The organism is Acinetobacter sp. GWC1_38_13 (genome assembly GCF_001767535.1).
Classification (GTDB): Bacteria; Pseudomonadota; Gammaproteobacteria; order Pseudomonadales; family Moraxellaceae; genus Acinetobacter; species Acinetobacter junii.
In genome coordinates this window covers 15,150-30,743 of record NZ_MELG01000103.1, presented here as the reverse complement: position 1 = coordinate 30,743, position 15,594 = coordinate 15,150, and the positions used below count along the sequence as shown (strand labels likewise).

The window sequence follows — 15,594 nt, the reverse complement described above, 5'->3', positions numbered from 1 at the left end:
GCCAAATCCTTGTTTCTCAACAAGTTTTTATCCTCATCACCGCCGATGGATGTGCATTCTACAGCATTTCAGTATGGTTGCAACACCCTTCAATAGGATTTTATTTCAAGTGAACATTTTTAAACCAAATTCACAATATTTCTTATATTTTTCGATCGAATTTGCTTTAATAATAGTAGAACAAATAAATTGTACTTACTTTATCTATGTTTTGCGTTTAATTAGCGCATTCATTTTAATGACTGTAATTTCGCTCTGACTGCGATTAAGGACTTATATGCATTACTCAATTTTTTTCTTGCTTGGGTTGTTAACTGCTGGAGCATTTAATACAGCAATAGCTCAAGATGTATCTGAGCAATCCCCAGTCGTAACTGAATCAATTGAAAACCAATTAAATACACAACAAAAAACATCAACTCTGCAAGCAATTAAAGATTTAAAAAAAATAACCAAGGATGATTTGAAAGTAAACGCTAATGCAGCGCAACCTGATGCGGTTAAAGATCCTCTACAAACATTAAATCGCCAAATCTTTGCCTTCAACGATACATTAGACCGATATGTACTTAAGCCAGTAGCTATCCAATACGTTGAAAAAGTACCAGAACCTGTACGAAGTCCTTACCGTCAATTTCGCAAAAACCTCGGTGAGCCGTGGAATGCCGTCAACCAACTTATACAAGGGCGTCCATCTCGCGCAGCAAAAACATTAGGACGCTTTACTTTAAATACTTTAACAACCTTAGGTTTTGCTGACCCAGCACGTCGTTTAGGATTACCAACCGAAGAGGAAAGCTTTGGTGTGACTTTAGGCTATTACGGCGTCCCGTCTGGTCCTTATGTAATGCTTCCTTTTTTCGGACCTAGTACTTTTCGTGATGGGTTTGGTTTAGCTATCGATCGTTATGGTCGCCCACAAAAATATATGCTCGACGACCAACAAGGAATTTATTGGTCTACAAATGTGTTACAAGCTATAGATGCTCGTGCTCAAGTTTTGGATATTGAAGAAAGCTTAAAAGGCGATAAATATGCAATGATTCGAGATTTCTATCTACAAAGAAAGGCTTTCCAAATTGCTGAAAAACATGGCGACTCTGCAGATGTATCATTTGTAGATGATAGTGAAGATAGTGAAGAATCTTCGGATAATCAGTAAATTCGTATTTCTATATTTATAGACATAAGTATTACTCTCTATTTTAAATGTGAGTAATACTATGTTTTCCATCATATTTCATCTATGATGAATTAAAAAATGATCATACAAAGGATCGGCTATTCATCTATGTATTTCATTCAACCATCGCGCTCAATACCTTGTTTAGATCAAGCTCTGAATGAGCTACCCAGTCTACAGATCATTCAAGCTGATGATTTAGACTTATATGATCAAACAATCATTGCAATTGCCGATGTGCAGGACTTTTTGAAATATCAATGGAAGCTCCCGACGATCGTATTAGCATTTGAAGATGAAGGTGCTGCATTAGCCCAAGCTTGGGAAATGGGTGCTTTAGCCGGTTGGATTTGGAACAATTTACCCAAAAATCCAATACATGCTTTATTCAAAATTGATGCGCAATACAAACGAAATCAAGATAGCCGTGATCTTCCTTCAGCAGCAGCATTACAGAAACGTTTACTACCGAACCCAATAACTCTACCCAATTATGAAGTTGAGTCTTTTTTTCAACCTTCGGCCTATTTATCAGGTGATTGGTATGATTATTGGAAACTCAATGAATATGAAGTGCTGTTTTATTTAGCTGATGTTTCAGGTCATGGTGTTACAAGTAGTTTACTAACCTCATGGATGGCAGCTTTCCATGGTCGTTCCAAGACGCCTCGCCAGCTCATTCAAAAACTGAATGCAATGTTAGTTCAAGAGAATATTGAAAAACATATCACCATGGTGGCAGGTATTCTAAATCTACAAACTCATGAAATTACATGGTCTAGTGCAGGGCACTACCCACCTCCAATTATCTTTGAACCTAATCAAGCACCTCAAATTCTTACAACCAGTAGTTTCCCTTTGGGACTCACTGAGGATTTAGATGTTGAAGAACACATTTGTAAATTAAATCCTGACGCACGTTTTATTTTATGTTCAGATGGTGCTCTTGAACCCTTTGATGGTGGTTTGAATGATCAGTTCAACCAATTGGTTGATCATCTTCAGAATAATTCATTCCAAGCTCCTGAACACGTTGCAGATGACATCGCTATACTCAGCATATGTCGAATGAATTAATTTAATTATCAATAACTTAAAAACAAAGAACTATGCAACCACTTGTGTCTACCATATCACTATGGGATAATTTTATATCCTTTCTCTGAAAATGGCATTTATATGTCAACAGGTCATGTTGAATATGCAAGTTTGAACGGAACGCATATTTTCAAGCTTATTGGCGAAGTGCGTGCACATTCTTGTATAAGTCTAGACAAATTACTCAACAAAATTGAACAGCAGCAAAATGTTGTTGGTGCAATCGTTGATTTAACTGAAACAACGTTCATTGATAGTACTGTATTAGGTGTACTTGCAAAGTTGGGCTTAAAACTCAAACAAGTTCATCATATCCAAGCAGTAATGCTGTCAACCAATCCAGATATTACAACTCTAGCCAATAGCATGGGTTTGGGTCAGGTCTTTGTGATTTTAAATTACTGTGGTGATCCTAATGTTTGCACGCTTGAGCTAACTGAAGAACATGTTACTCACAGCGCCATGCTCAACACTGTATTAGAAGCACACAAAACATTAATGCGTTTGAATGAAAACAATCAAAATATGTTTGAACCATTAGTGAAGCAATTGCAAAAAGAGCAAGATTGTCTAAATCTTGATACACACCAACAAAATGCTTAATTCATAACTAAGTCTGCACACTTATGACCTTACTTTCTGTTGCTCAAATGAATTCACAAGATGACATTGAATCTAATTTCCTTGTCATCGAGTCATTAATTCAACAAAGTAAGGCTCAGGGTGGCGAATTAATCGTTTTTCCTGAAAACTTTGTTTGTTTTGCTGCAGGAAAACAACGTGAGACTGCAAATCAATTTGAAACCATTCAGCAACGTTTAGAACAATTATCACACCGATATCAAATATGGATTATCGCTGGCACTTTACCGTGCCCTTTTCGCCCAGATGGATCAGTCATTACTGATGGACGCGTCAGAACCGTAAGCTTATGTATTAGTCCTGAAGGTACTGAGGCTCGTTATGACAAAATCCATTTGTTTGATGTTCAAGTTGGTGATGCTGTTGGTGGCTATCAAGAATCAAAATTCTTTGAACCAGGTGATCAAGTCGTTGTTGCAAAAACTCCATTTGGTCATATTGGATTAATGGTTTGTTATGATCTTCGCTTTCCAGAACTCGCACTAACCTTACGCCAACAAGGTGCAAACATTTTATCTGCTCCTGCTGCTTTTACTTACACAACAGGTCAAATGCACTGGCAATTGTTACTACAAGCACGAGCTATGGACAGTCAATGTTTTGTATTAGGTGCTGCACAACAGGGTTGGCATGGTGAAAAACGTCAAACATGGGGTCATTCGGGTATAACCAATAGTCGTGGACAACTTTTACAAATAATCGACTACGAAGGGCATGGTTTAATTAGCGCTGATTTCGATCAAGCTGAACAAGAAAATATTCGCTTATCTATGCCACTTATGCAACATCGAAAAATAATTGCCTACTAAGTCTCACTTTAATTATTGAAATTTTAGTTTTTGAATTTTTTAGTCACGCTTTATCTCCCCTCCACACCTAGGTTCATGATTTAATAAACATAATTTAGGATAGTCAAACAAACCATAATATTTATGTAGTTTGATTATTGTAAAATTCTTTCTTAACACCAATTAAGCTGTATCCATGTTTAGACTTTTTTCTATTTTGTTGATTATAGGGGCAACTACATTCATTAATGTGGTACCAAGTTATGCTAATGCTGTTGAAGTAACAAATGACATTCAGCACTTACCTACACCATCAAATTTATCATTTAATAGTTTTGGTCTTTGGATTATTGGTTGGGGGACTGGTGCTGAAGGTGCTCGACAAAGACTAGATAACATCGAGCGTGAAGATGTGGTGATCATCAAACAGAAAGGTGTTACTCAAGATATGATTAAAGCTTGGCATAGTTTTTATGAACAACAATCTCAAAATGATATAAATAATCCAACCGCACGTTTTAGAGCAAAATTGATGAAAAAAATCATCGAGCTTTGGTAGATTTGCTGCATCTATTTGATAGATAGATACTCTTTTCAATTTGATATTTTATCTTTTACTTCTTTACCAAAGCCGTCATTAAATTTACCGTTTTCTCCTTTGCTTTCATCATCCATTTATGCAGGATTGAATAATACCAAACTGTGTCAGCTAGGATTATTCAATATGTCATTAGAAAAAGTAGTTTATCGAGCAAAAGCTAAAGCAACAGGTGGTCGTGATGGTCGTGCGACATCTTCTGATGGTGTTTTAGATGTTAAATTAGGCGTACCTAAAGAAATGGGCGGTCCTGGTGGTGAAGTAACCAATCCAGAACAACTTTTTGCTGCAGGCTATTCTGCATGTTTTTTAGGTGCCATGAAGTTTGTAGCAAACCGAGATAAATTAAAGATTACTCCAGATGCTTATATTGAGGGTGAAGTTGGTATTGGCCCGATTCCAAATGGCTTCGGTATTGAAGTGACTTTGAATATCTATTTAATCGGTATGGATCAAACTGAGGCTGAGGAACTTGTAGCAGCAGCACACATCGTATGTCCGTATTCAAATGCAACACGCAACAATATTGATGTGAATTTCAATATAGTAACAAATTGATATATAAAATAAAAAAACAGCATGATTGATCATGCTGTTTTTCATTAAGAATAGAAAATTATTCTTCAGCTGCTTCGTTTGTAACACGTAGCACTTCTTCTAAAGTGGTTTTACCAGCCAAGACTTTTAATAAGCCATCATCACGAATCGATGCGGCATGACGGCGAGCATGATTTTCCAACTCATATTCGGCTGCATTACCATGAATTAATCGACGCATCGACTCATCGACTGGTACAATTTCATAAATCGCTGTTCGCCCACTAAAACCAACATGTGAACATTTCTCGCAACCATGTGGTTCTGGTAATTCCATGTGTTCATCTACCTTGAGATGCTGAAACACCTGTCGTTCAAAATCATCTGCTTTTCGCCAAGTTACGCAATGTGGACATAATGTTCGAACTAAACGCTGTGCAATTACACCAATCAATGAACTTGAAAGCAAGAATGGTTCAATCCCCATATCTTTTAAACGAGTTACCGCACCAATTGCAGTATTGGTATGTAACGTAGATAAAACGAGGTGACCAGTTAGTGAAGCTTGTACCGCAATTTCTGCCGTTTCAAGATCACGAATCTCACCCACCATAACAACATCAGGATCTTGACGCAACATAGCCTTAAGCGCACGAGCAAATGTCATATCAACTTTCGTATTGACCTGTGTCTGCCCAATCCCTTCTAGTTGGTATTCAATTGGATCTTCGGCCGTCAAAATATTGCGCGTATTATCATTCAAGTCAGATAAGGCTGCATATAAGGTTGTCGTTTTACCTGAACCCGTTGGACCAGTGACCAAAATGATGCCATGTGGACGATGAACCAATTGAGTTAAACGTTCATAATCATTTTGCATCAAGCCAAGGTGTGTCATGTTCAAACGACCCGCCTGCTTATCAAGTAAACGCATCACCACGCGCTCACCATGAGATGACGGTAAAGTAGAAACCCGAACATCGACCTCACGTCCTGCTAAACGCAAAGAAATACGACCATCTTGTGGAATCCGTTTTTCAGCAATGTCCAACTTTGCCATAACTTTAATACGTGAGACCAGCAAAGGAGCTAATTCACGGCGTGGTTGAACAATTTCTCGCAATTGACCATCTACACGTAAACGAACAGACAACTTTTTTTCAAATGCTTCAATATGAATATCAGATGCGCCGACACGAATCGCTTCGGATAACAACGCATTAATCAGACGAACAATAGGTGCATCATCTTCTTGATCCATCAAATCTTCAGCTTCAGGCACCTGATCAGCCAAACTTAATAAATCAGGATGATCCTCTAAACCAGCGGCAACTTGCTGAGATTCACCTGTATCACCTGCATAACTGGAACTGAGTAGTGCATGAAACTCTTGATCTGTACACAATTGATCATGCGCAGCTTTCCCCAAAATTCGACGTGCTTCTTGTAATGCAATTCGCGCTGTGTCCTTGCGTCGTACAATAAAAACTTGATCGCCTTCATAGCGCAATAAAACGCCATGCCTTTTGGCGAAACTATATGGAATTTGTATTTGTTTAAGTATTTGCATCACAATTTATAATGATGAAAGGAAGAGTTGAGTGTACTCTAAGGAGATTACAGCGTGAAGTCTGTTTAGCATACTCACAAAGGAATTTTGCACCTTGTCTCAAAATAATCCATATAAAGCACCTCACTCTGACACATTGAGATGGTGGGGTGAACAACAATTTGAAATTCAACAAGCCAAAGCTTGGCAATTTGGTTCACTGCTCTTTCGCCTAACGAGAGGCATCAAAGAATGGCGTTTAGAATATCATCGACCACAATGTCAGCATGATTACGAGCAACAATGGCATGTTTTGTCTGATACAGAATTTGCAATGCCTCAACCTGCAAAAATTGAACGCTATATGTTTCACAAAACCAATAGCTCATTTCATTTAATGCCACGTTTGGCAGATCGCTCTGTTGTTATTAAACCTGTTGATCCGATTTATATTCCTGCTGGTCAACGCGGAACGCTGTATATCAGTACTCCGTTATGGATTGCAGGCTTAGTAGATGGTTTAAGTGAACCTTTGTTTGATATTCCTGTGATTCAGCCGAAAGACACATGGTTTGGTAAAGATCCTCAGCATGGTGAAATTTGTTATGCAACATCTGTAGATGGACGAACTGACCTAAATCTATTAAAGCCACGTGCCTTTAGAGCTGTTACACCTATCGAGTTTCATAACACAAGTCAGCATCAACTGCGATTTGATCGTATGAATGTTCCTGTTCCTGCCCTACCTTTATTCTATAGTGAAGGCACAGGTCGTCTCTGGACGTCTCAAATCAAGGTGTATTATGAGGGTTCAGAACATCCTGCACGTATTCGTATTGAAAACAAAACACCAACTCAGGCAGGTGAAGTCATTTACGTACATCCTCCACGTGCGCCTGGAAGCAACTTATTTAATATGTTTGATTCATTCTTTTAAGGAGTTGCTATGGCTGATACCAATATTCCAAAAGATGTCGCATCTAGCTTCACCAGCATATTTACCAATATTAATTTTGAAAGACTAAGTGAAATTGCTGTAGCCCTAATTTTATGTTTAATCGGCTTTGTAATTGCACGTCTAGTTTCTAATACCTTTATCCGCACCATTGGTAGTCGGTTTAATGCACATCAACGACTGTTATGGCGAAGAGGTATTTTTTACTTTATTTTCCTACTCTTCATCATGACCAGTTTAAGAGAAGCTGGATTTAAACTCAGTGTCTTCTTGGGTGCAGCAGGGATACTAACTGTTGCTCTAGGTTTCGCCTCTCAAACCTCAGCGACAAACTTAATCAGCGGTCTATTCTTAATCGGTGAAGGTTCTTTTGAAGTCGGCGATACAATACAGATTACGTTGATTCGAGGACAAACCATTGAAGGTGAAGTGATCTCTATCGATCTTTTATCGGTCAAACTTCTGACGCTCGACAATGTCTACATTCGGCTTCCAAATGAGCAGCTCATTCGCACCCCTGTCATGAATTTATCCAAATACCCGATACGGCGTATTCCGATTACCTTAGCGATTAATTTTCACGAAGACATTATTAAAGTAAGACAGGTACTATTGGATGTTGCATCTAAATATCCACTGGTTATGGATGATCCTAAACCAACCGTAACAGTAACTGCATTTCGTGAATCCTCAATTGAGCTGTTGTTTGCAGTATGGTGTCGTCAGGAAAATGCATTAAAAGTCCGAGATGAAATGCAAGAAAGGGTTCGTAATGGTTTCCTTGAAAATGAAATTGAAATCCCTGTACCTAAAATGGGTTTAATTGATCGCCCCATCCCTTTAGAAGATGATGAGGTCGATCAATATGCCCATCAAAAAGAGCTCAAAAAAGAAGATAAAGTTAGATAGATGAAGATTCTTTAGACTGTTCTTGGGCAGGTGGTAAAGGTGCAAGATATGCAATTACAAGCATGACTGCACCTGAACCAATAAACGAAATAACACGTGTCAAAGTACCACTTTGCGATAAATCTAATAACAATAACTTAAACACAACGATCCCCAACAACGCAGCCCCAACAAACCAAATTTGTCGAATATGACGACGGCTTGAAAAGGTCATAAGAATAAAAGCTAAAATCACCCATAATAAGGTCAAACTTAGTTGTACATTGCCATTCCGCCAAATTTCTATCCCCCATAATGGTGTTCCAACATAATGATGCATAGCGCGTACAACGATGCTACTTAATACAAGTAAACCGACTAAAATCGTTGAGACTTTAAATCCCCATTCTACTGAATGCTCATCGTCAAAATGATGATGATAAATCACCCAGATCAAACCAATAAACATTAGTAAAGAGAGAAAATCAGTTAAGTTAAATAAAGGAAGCACATAAAAATGAGTTGCAGAATATGAATCTAAACAAATTAAAAGTAACCAAAATAAGGTTAGCCCCCACACTGGTTGTTGATCCAATAAAAGCATATTTTTTGATAAAAATAACCAGCCAGCGTATATTGCAGGAAAAACAGCCAATGCAATAACAGCAATATTGGGAAAAAGTGTAATACCAATACCCGCTAAACTTAACCAAAGTAAAGCAGACCAGATCAAAGAATATAGCGATGAAGAGAAAGATTTCATCTTGATGAGCAAAATAGTCAGCACAAGTGTAGTCGTCAGGGCGCTAAATTGGCTTAGAGGTGTAAACCAATCACCTGTGGAGTAAACATTCTCCGCAAAACTTACGCCATAAATTAAGAAAAGTAATCCACTGATCAAGATAAGTTGTACATTAACCCATTCGATTTTGGACTTAAGCTGAACCATAAAACTAAATAACAACAACAAAACGGCTGCGATTGCCAAATAAGGATTCATGCCTTGATTTTGCCAATGCATAAACTCTATCGCAGCAATTGATCCTGCATACATACCAAGTGCTAAAAAAATACCGCTTAGCATCCGCGCACTAAAATATTTTTCGACCTCTTGATAGTGCAATAAATAGAAAGCTGATATGAATTGCGCAAGTGCAAAAATCACTGTACTCAAAATTGGGAAGTCATCATTTGACCAAACTTGGAAAATAAGTGCCACAGAACTCAATAGCACTAAGGCAACCCCGATATATCGACTAAGACGATAACGCTCGGTCACCCCCCAAACGATCAATGCTGTTCCTTGAATGACCCAACCTGTTGATGTCCAATGTGCTCCTTTTGCCAATGGAAATATCAAAGCCGTAAATACCACTGCAAGAATAAAGAAGCTTTTAGCCAAAATAGAAAGCTGCGGATGCCTTTGTTTAATCCAAATATTTAAAGCACCATAAATAATCGCAAGTGCAACTGCACCCCAAGTCAGTGCTTGAGTAGAGTTGTGCATCAGATAAGCATGTAGAGAGAAACCCAATACAGGAACACTAAAAATCAAACCTACATCTAAAATTGGTTGTAATCGCTGTTCCTTTTGATTCGCTTTATTCTCTATTGATAAATCCTCATCACGTACCCGCAGCATCAATTGGCTATAACGAATACTTAGCCAAATAAACAAACCGATATGCAACCATAAAATTAAATCTAAGGTGTCGAACTGTTGAGTCTCTCCATAAAGCCCAATCATAGCCCCACCAATAAAGAGCGTGGCAAAAAAGGCAATCTGATGCAGAATTTTCCAAGGTTGAATAAAGTTAACGGCTGCAACAGCAAGGTTAATCACAAAATAATAGCCAAATAAGAAAATCACGTCAGGATGTGATTGAGGTATGACAAGTGGTGCAATATAAGCCATCGTCAGCGCTAGCATGGCCAAATATAATGCCTGTTGTTTTAAACTCAGATAAACAGTGACTGATAATAAAATTACAAAGAATAAACTGGCTGTTTTTAAACTCGCAATCACTGCAAAGTGATGTGAGAAAATCAATGTGAGGAACACAATAGCAAGACCGACGCCCTGCAATGCAACAGCAAAAAGCTGATTTTTTCGTTGCAACCAGTATCCTGCGATTGTGATCACAGTACCTGTAAGGGCAATAAAACTAAGCTTTACACCTAAACTTAACTGCCAATGCTCACTTGCGAAACGTAATAATAATACGACGCCAACCATCAATACAGCGACAGCAATTCGTAAAATTGGATTGCCATGAATCATCCATTGCAAGATAGGTTGCCACCATGCAGTTTGAGATGATGTCGATAATTGCTTCTGAGATGGCTGAGTTAATGAGTATTCGTTTGATGATGAAGATTCTGCTTGCATCCATGTAGCTGGATGTTGCACCTGACTTTCAGAGACAGAATGATTAGGTGTTGATAATTGATTAGCTTGGTTGATATGAGCAGAAACACTATTTAAATCATTGTTGATATGAGCAGAAACACTATTTAAATCATTTTGGACGTCTGTTTTTCCATATTGTTCTAAATGCAATAACCGCGTTTGAAAGCTACTGATCGTCTGAATAAGACAAAGTAACAACGCTAACAATGCACCGCCTGCCAACCACATCCATGTATTTGCATAGGCAAAAAGTGCGACTAATGCAGCACTATAAATCACGATCTTCTGAGCACCAATTGTAGCTGATTGAGCAAAATAACTTGGAGCATCATATTCAAGTTGACGTAATCGAGTGTGAATTTCTGAAAGAATGTGCACAATAGCAACAGTTAAACCAATCGCAGAAGCAACAATAGTGCCTTGCCATTTAAATGCAATCGCTGATGCTAGTAATACTGTCAGCACAACTAAAACAATCACGATTCCCTGTTTATCTTTTTTATACATAGACTTATATCAATGATTACAGCTTTATTAATCGTATCTTACTTGATCAGTCTATAAACCGTCATTTTTACATACAAATAACTGCAATTTTTAAACGACATAGATCGTCATCATCGTTCCGCCTAACAAGGACATGGACTGCTTTTTCACGTAAAATAGCTCGCAGTTCATAATAAGGATTTGCGCAATGCCACCTTTTGTCTTGGTTGACGGGTCTTATTTTCTATTTCGTGCTTTTCACGCTTTACCGCCATTAACGACGTCTACTGGCCTACATACTAATGCAATTCGTGGTGCTATTTCGGCGATTCAAAAATTAATGCGTCGTACCCAGCCAACACATATGGCTGTTATTTTTGATACTCCAGAACCAACTTTCCGCCATAAATTATCACCCATATATAAGGGTGATCGTCCAAGCATGCCAGAGGAGTTATCTGAACAAATTCCTTATTTACATGCCCTAATCAAAGCTCTCGGCATCCCGTTATATAGCCTTCCTGGCGCAGAGGCGGATGATATTATTGGGACCTTAACAAAACGAGCATTATCAGAAGGTCATCATGTCTTAATCTCGACAGGTGATAAGGATATGGCTCAACTTGTTAATCCACATGTCAAACTTGAAGATAGTTTTAAAGAACGTGTGCTTGATGAGGCTGGTGTATTAGAGAAATTTGGCGTACACCCTCATCAAATTATTGATTATCTTACGCTCATGGGCGATGCATCCGATGGCATCATGGGTGTTCCAGGAGTAGGCGCAAAGACTGCGGCAAAACTATTAACAGAATATGGTTCTCTCAATAATATTATTGCGAACGTGGATCAACTCAAAGGTAAACTCAGTCAGAATATCAAAGATAATTTAGACAATATTAAAATTGACCACCAGTTGGCAAGTATCGTCTGTGACCTCGATCTCGCTTTAGATTGGCATGATCTAAAATTGAGTCAACCGAACACCGAACAACTTCGTCACTTATACACAGAACTTGAGTTCCGTAACCAATTACAATCTTTGGATCATCCTAATAATCCAAATACGCCTGTCTATCAACAGACCTCTCAAAGTATTGTCAAAGCCGAACAAAAAACAGAATCTATAGCGGTAGAAGATCATGCAAATCTTTCAAGCCAAGATGATCAATTAGGTGAAGCGACTTATCATACTGTACTAGAGCAAGCTGACTGGGAGCTATTGTTGCAACGTATGCAACAAGCGGATCATTTTGCAATTGATACAGAGACCACCAACTTAGACTATCGAGTGGCTGAACTGGTTGGATTCTCAATCGCATTTGATGCCAATGAAGCTTACTATGTTCCTCTGGCTCATGATTATGAAGGTGCTCCTGAACAACTCAATCGGGAACAAGTTTTAGCACAAATCAAACCAATTTTAGAAAATGAGCAAGTCAAGAAAATTGGTCATCACTTAAAATATGATGCTCATATCTTTGCCAATCACGGTATCACAATCCAAGGCTGGTACTTCGATACTATGCTCGCGTCCTATGTTTTGAATGCTGCTGCAACTCGTCATGGTATGGATGATGTAGCACGTGTTTATCTCAGCCACCTGACAACTACTTTCGAACAAATTGCAGGTAAAGGCGCTAAGCAAAAAACCTTTAATCAGATTGAACTCGAAGTTGCAGCACATTATGCAGCCGAGGATGCACACGTCACTTATCGTTTGTATGAAGTACTTTCTTCAAAACTAAAAAGCCATCCTGAACTTGTTAATATTCTCCACAATATTGAGATGCCTGTTGCACGAGTACTGACAGGCATGGAAGAAGATGGAATCAAGCTTGATCATAAATTCTTAGATCAGCTCAGTGTAGAATTCTCCGACACCATGCAAACATTAGAGAATCAAGCAACTGAGCTTGCAGGTGAAACGTTTAATATTGCCTCGCCTAAACAGGTCGGAGAGGTTCTATTTGATAAGTTGGGAATTAAAGGCGGTAAGAAAACTGCCACGGGACAATACAGCACCAGTGAAAGTATTCTTGAAAAAATCGAACATCCTTTAGCGGAAGTGATTTTAGAACATCGCGGCTTGGCAAAACTCAAAAATACATATACTGATCGATTAGTTGAGCAATCACATGATGCAACCCATCGTGTACATACTAGCTATCATCAAGCTTTAACTGCGACAGGGCGTTTATCTTCTACTGATCCTAATCTGCAAAACATCCCGATTCGTACACCAATTGGTCGCCAAATTCGCAAAGCATTTATCGCTCCCGAAGGTCGTGTCCTACTTGCAGCCGACTATTCACAGATTGAACTGCGCTTAATGGCTCATTTTTCTCAAGATGATGCTCTAGTACACGCTTTTCAACAAGGTCAGGATGTTCATCGTCGTACTGCCTCTGAAGTATTGGGAATCGCTATTGAAGACGTAACCAATGATCAACGTCGCCAAGCTAAAGCGGTTAACTTCGGGTTGCTTTACGGCATGTCTGAGTTCGGCTTAACCCGTCAACTTGGTTTCACCCGTGAAGAATCACGTAGCTATATTGCACGTTATTTCCAACGTTATCCTGGTGTATTGGATTATATGGAACGTACACGTCAGATTGCTCGTGAGCAAGGTTTTGTAGAAACCATTTTAGGTCGTCGTCTATACACACCTGATATTTTGGCAACAAATAAAATGATCAAGCAAGCAGCTGAACGAGCGGCGATTAATGCCCCCTTACAAGGAAGTGCAGCAGATATCATCAAACTTGCAATGATTGCCGTTGATAAAATTTTGCCTAAAGATCAAGCTAAACTTTTACTGCAAGTGCACGATGAATTGGTTTTTGAAGCTGATGTGTCAATTGCAGATGAACTTTCAAAACAAATTGCTGATGTGATGCAGTCTGTATTAGAAATTTCCGTACCTTTTGTGGTGGAAGTTGGACAAGGTCTAAACTGGGATGCCGCACACTAATTTGTAGATATAAAAAAAGGATTGTGTTGACACAATCCTTTTTTTATTTTCAAACGGATCAAAGACCAGTCAACAGAACTTTTGCAGCTTCATTCATCAAAATCTCAGCAATATACAACGCCAAGAAAGCCAAAATTGGTGACAAATCAATCATCCCCATATTTGGTAGTAAACGACGGAAAGGCGCAAGTAAAGGTTCTGCGAGTTCCTGAATAACTTCGATATATGGTGAGCGTGACTGTGTAAACATCACCACCCAACTCAAAATAATCGTTGCAAAAATCAAGTAGCGACAGAAACGAATCAAATCCTGAATCATCGTCACGAATGTCGTAATTACAAGATAGACAGCACTATGGGGCATCTGCCCTGATAGATACATCAACCCGAAAATTTTCAACAAATAAAGCACAATCAATAAAGCAATTGCCGCCAAATTGACGCGCCCTTTGCCTACGGTTGGCAAACTACGGCTTAGGATATCTACAATTTTGGTCGCTTTAACAGTTGAAAGTACAACTGGGTTATAAGGGCTAACCGCTGCCAATTGCATTAAAAAACGGAAAAAGACCAATAAAATTGCGACATTGATCAAAACACCAAAAATTAGCGCAGAACTTGCACCCATACTTGTCTTATCCTACTTAAACTGATTTAGTCTTTTCACTTAACTCTTGTGCAAGCTCTTGACTACGTTTCTGAGCTGCCGCAAGCGCTGCTTGAATATTTTGTGAAATCTGCGCACGATCAAATACCTCTAATGCAGCTTGAGTCGTACCATTTGGAGATGTCACATTTTTACGCAATTCTGATGGTGAGTTAGAGCTGGTAATTGCCATTTGGGCTGCACCCAATGCTGTTTGCAACGTTAGTGCTGTTGCAACTTTCTCATCTAAGCCCAAATTCTTTCCTGCTCGAATCATACTTTCCATTAGATAGAAAAAATATGCAGGTCCCGAACCTGATACCGCTGTTACAGCATCAATTTGAGCTTCGCTATCGACCCAAATCGTCAAACCTGTTGCAGCTAAAATTTGATTCGTTAACTTACGATCTTGAGCATTAACAGCTTCTGAAGCATAAATACCGTGCGCACCTGTTTGTACTAAAGCAGGTGTATTTGGCATTACACGCACAATACGCTGGCTTCCACCAATCAGCTCTGAAATTGTTTGAATTTCTGCGCCTGCAATAATGGAAATAACCAGCTTATCGGATAGCAAACCTTTTAAAGGTTGTAAAACCGTAGCTAACACTTGAGGCTTAACCGCCAGTACGACCACATCTGCATTTTGAATTGCTTCAACATTGTCCGTGGTTGTTTGAATTCCTTTTTCTTCTAATATTTGACGAATTTGTTCTACTGGATCTGAAACTGTAATTCGTGTTGTTGGCAGCCCACGAGAAAGTAATCCTCCGATCAAGGCCTGAGCCATGTTACCGCCGCCAATAAAACAGATGTTTTGATTCAATGCTGTCGCCATTT

General features: G+C 38.9%; 12 protein-coding genes and 2 pseudogenes. 9 read left to right on the top strand and 5 right to left on the bottom strand.

All coding sequences use genetic code 11. The annotated features are described in order from the left end of the window. Nucleotides 1-277: 277 nt before the first annotated feature. From A2003_RS11000 to A2003_RS10975, 6 genes are all read left to right on the top strand, one after another. Entirely contained in the window at nucleotides 278-1,162 is an 885-nt protein-coding gene (locus A2003_RS11000) for an MlaA family lipoprotein (protein WP_286687361.1), read from the top strand. 129 nt (nucleotides 1,163-1,291) lie between these two features. Further along, nucleotides 1,292-2,260, top strand: a complete 969-nt coding sequence (gigA, locus tag A2003_RS10995; RefSeq protein ID WP_286687362.1) for an RsbU family protein phosphatase GigA — start codon at nucleotides 1,292-1,294, stop codon at nucleotides 2,258-2,260. Between the two features lie 102 nt (nucleotides 2,261-2,362). After that, on the top strand, nucleotides 2,363-2,884 hold the full coding sequence (gene gigB / locus A2003_RS10990) for an anti-anti-sigma factor GigB (RefSeq protein WP_004906790.1): 522 nt from the start codon (nucleotides 2,363-2,365) through the stop codon (nucleotides 2,882-2,884). A 23-nt stretch (nucleotides 2,885-2,907) separates the two neighbouring features. Continuing rightward, nucleotides 2,908-3,732 (top strand): carbon-nitrogen hydrolase family protein, encoded by an 825-nt coding sequence (locus A2003_RS10985; RefSeq protein WP_004955736.1) that lies wholly within the window; start codon nucleotides 2,908-2,910, stop codon nucleotides 3,730-3,732. A 175-nt stretch (nucleotides 3,733-3,907) separates the two neighbouring features. Next, nucleotides 3,908-4,270: a DUF4951 domain-containing protein gene (locus tag A2003_RS10980; protein WP_286687360.1), complete on the top strand. Its 363-nt coding sequence runs from the start codon at nucleotides 3,908-3,910 to the stop codon at nucleotides 4,268-4,270. A gap of 165 nt (nucleotides 4,271-4,435) precedes the next feature. Continuing rightward, nucleotides 4,436-4,867 carry an organic hydroperoxide resistance protein gene (locus A2003_RS10975; RefSeq protein ID WP_286687359.1) on the top strand — a complete coding sequence of 144 codons (432 nt, stop codon included), beginning with the start codon at nucleotides 4,436-4,438 and terminating at the stop codon, nucleotides 4,865-4,867. 58 nt (nucleotides 4,868-4,925) lie between these two features. On the opposite strand, the gene gspE is transcribed toward A2003_RS10975, so the two are convergent. Further along, complete coding sequence (gspE, locus tag A2003_RS10970; protein ID WP_004955732.1) at nucleotides 4,926-6,416, bottom strand: type II secretion system ATPase GspE; 1,491 nt, start codon at nucleotides 6,414-6,416, stop codon at nucleotides 4,926-4,928. Between the two features lie 94 nt (nucleotides 6,417-6,510). Between gspE and A2003_RS10965 the strand changes: the two genes are divergently transcribed. Together A2003_RS10965 and A2003_RS10960 are read left to right on the top strand one after the other, a co-directional pair. Beyond that, nucleotides 6,511-7,332, top strand: a complete 822-nt coding sequence (locus tag A2003_RS10965; protein WP_004906776.1) for a DUF432 domain-containing protein — start codon at nucleotides 6,511-6,513, stop codon at nucleotides 7,330-7,332. A 9-nt stretch (nucleotides 7,333-7,341) separates the two neighbouring features. Beyond that, nucleotides 7,342-8,259 (top strand): mechanosensitive ion channel family protein, encoded by a 918-nt coding sequence (locus tag A2003_RS10960; protein WP_004906771.1) that lies wholly within the window; start codon nucleotides 7,342-7,344, stop codon nucleotides 8,257-8,259. Here A2003_RS10960 and A2003_RS10955 read toward each other — a convergent pair. Together A2003_RS10955 and A2003_RS15080 are read right to left on the bottom strand one after the other, a co-directional pair. Continuing rightward, nucleotides 8,252-10,552 (bottom strand): annotated as a pseudogene (locus A2003_RS10955) (DUF2339 domain-containing protein); the annotation flags it as partial. The gene A2003_RS10960 and the pseudogene A2003_RS10955 overlap by 8 nt on opposite strands. A 228-nt stretch (nucleotides 10,553-10,780) precedes the next feature. Further along, nucleotides 10,781-11,155, bottom strand: a pseudogene (locus tag A2003_RS15080) (DUF2339 domain-containing protein); the annotation flags it as partial. Nucleotides 11,156-11,342: 187 nt separating this feature from the next. On the opposite strand from A2003_RS15080, the gene polA reads away from it, so the two are divergent. After that, complete coding sequence (gene polA, locus A2003_RS10950) at nucleotides 11,343-14,108, top strand: DNA polymerase I (RefSeq protein WP_286687357.1); 2,766 nt, start codon at nucleotides 11,343-11,345, stop codon at nucleotides 14,106-14,108. Between the two features lie 58 nt (nucleotides 14,109-14,166). Here polA and A2003_RS10945 read toward each other — a convergent pair whose 3' ends face one another. Then, nucleotides 14,167-14,736, bottom strand: coding sequence for a YggT family protein (locus A2003_RS10945; protein WP_004906765.1), 570 nt, complete (start codon nucleotides 14,734-14,736; stop codon nucleotides 14,167-14,169). Nucleotides 14,737-14,752: 16 nt separating this feature from the next. Then, on the bottom strand, nucleotides 14,753-15,592 hold the full coding sequence (gene proC, locus A2003_RS10940; RefSeq protein ID WP_286687356.1) for a pyrroline-5-carboxylate reductase: 840 nt from the start codon (nucleotides 15,590-15,592) through the stop codon (nucleotides 14,753-14,755). Nucleotides 15,593-15,594: the final 2 nt, after the last annotated feature.

Bases quoted from the DNA above. Each gene is read 5' to 3' on its own strand.
- gigA (WP_286687362.1), top strand. From the start codon at position 1,292: ATGTATTTCATTCAACCATCGCGCTCAATACCTTGTTTAGATCAAGCT.
- A2003_RS11000 (WP_286687361.1), top strand. From the start codon at position 278: ATGCATTACTCAATTTTTTTCTTGCTTGGGTTGTTAACTGCTGGAGCA.
- gspE (WP_004955732.1), bottom strand. From the start codon at position 6,416: ATGCAAATACTTAAACAAATACAAATTCCATATAGTTTCGCCAAAAGG.
- A2003_RS10960 (WP_004906771.1), top strand. From the start codon at position 7,342: ATGGCTGATACCAATATTCCAAAAGATGTCGCATCTAGCTTCACCAGC.
- A2003_RS10980 (WP_286687360.1), top strand. From the start codon at position 3,908: ATGTTTAGACTTTTTTCTATTTTGTTGATTATAGGGGCAACTACATTC.
- proC (WP_286687356.1), bottom strand. From the start codon at position 15,592: ATGGCGACAGCATTGAATCAAAACATCTGTTTTATTGGCGGCGGTAAC.
- polA (WP_286687357.1), top strand. From the start codon at position 11,343: ATGCCACCTTTTGTCTTGGTTGACGGGTCTTATTTTCTATTTCGTGCT.
- A2003_RS10975 (WP_286687359.1), top strand. From the start codon at position 4,436: ATGTCATTAGAAAAAGTAGTTTATCGAGCAAAAGCTAAAGCAACAGGT.
- A2003_RS10985 (WP_004955736.1), top strand. From the start codon at position 2,908: ATGACCTTACTTTCTGTTGCTCAAATGAATTCACAAGATGACATTGAA.
- gigB (WP_004906790.1), top strand. From the start codon at position 2,363: ATGTCAACAGGTCATGTTGAATATGCAAGTTTGAACGGAACGCATATT.
- A2003_RS10945 (WP_004906765.1), bottom strand. From the start codon at position 14,736: ATGGGTGCAAGTTCTGCGCTAATTTTTGGTGTTTTGATCAATGTCGCA.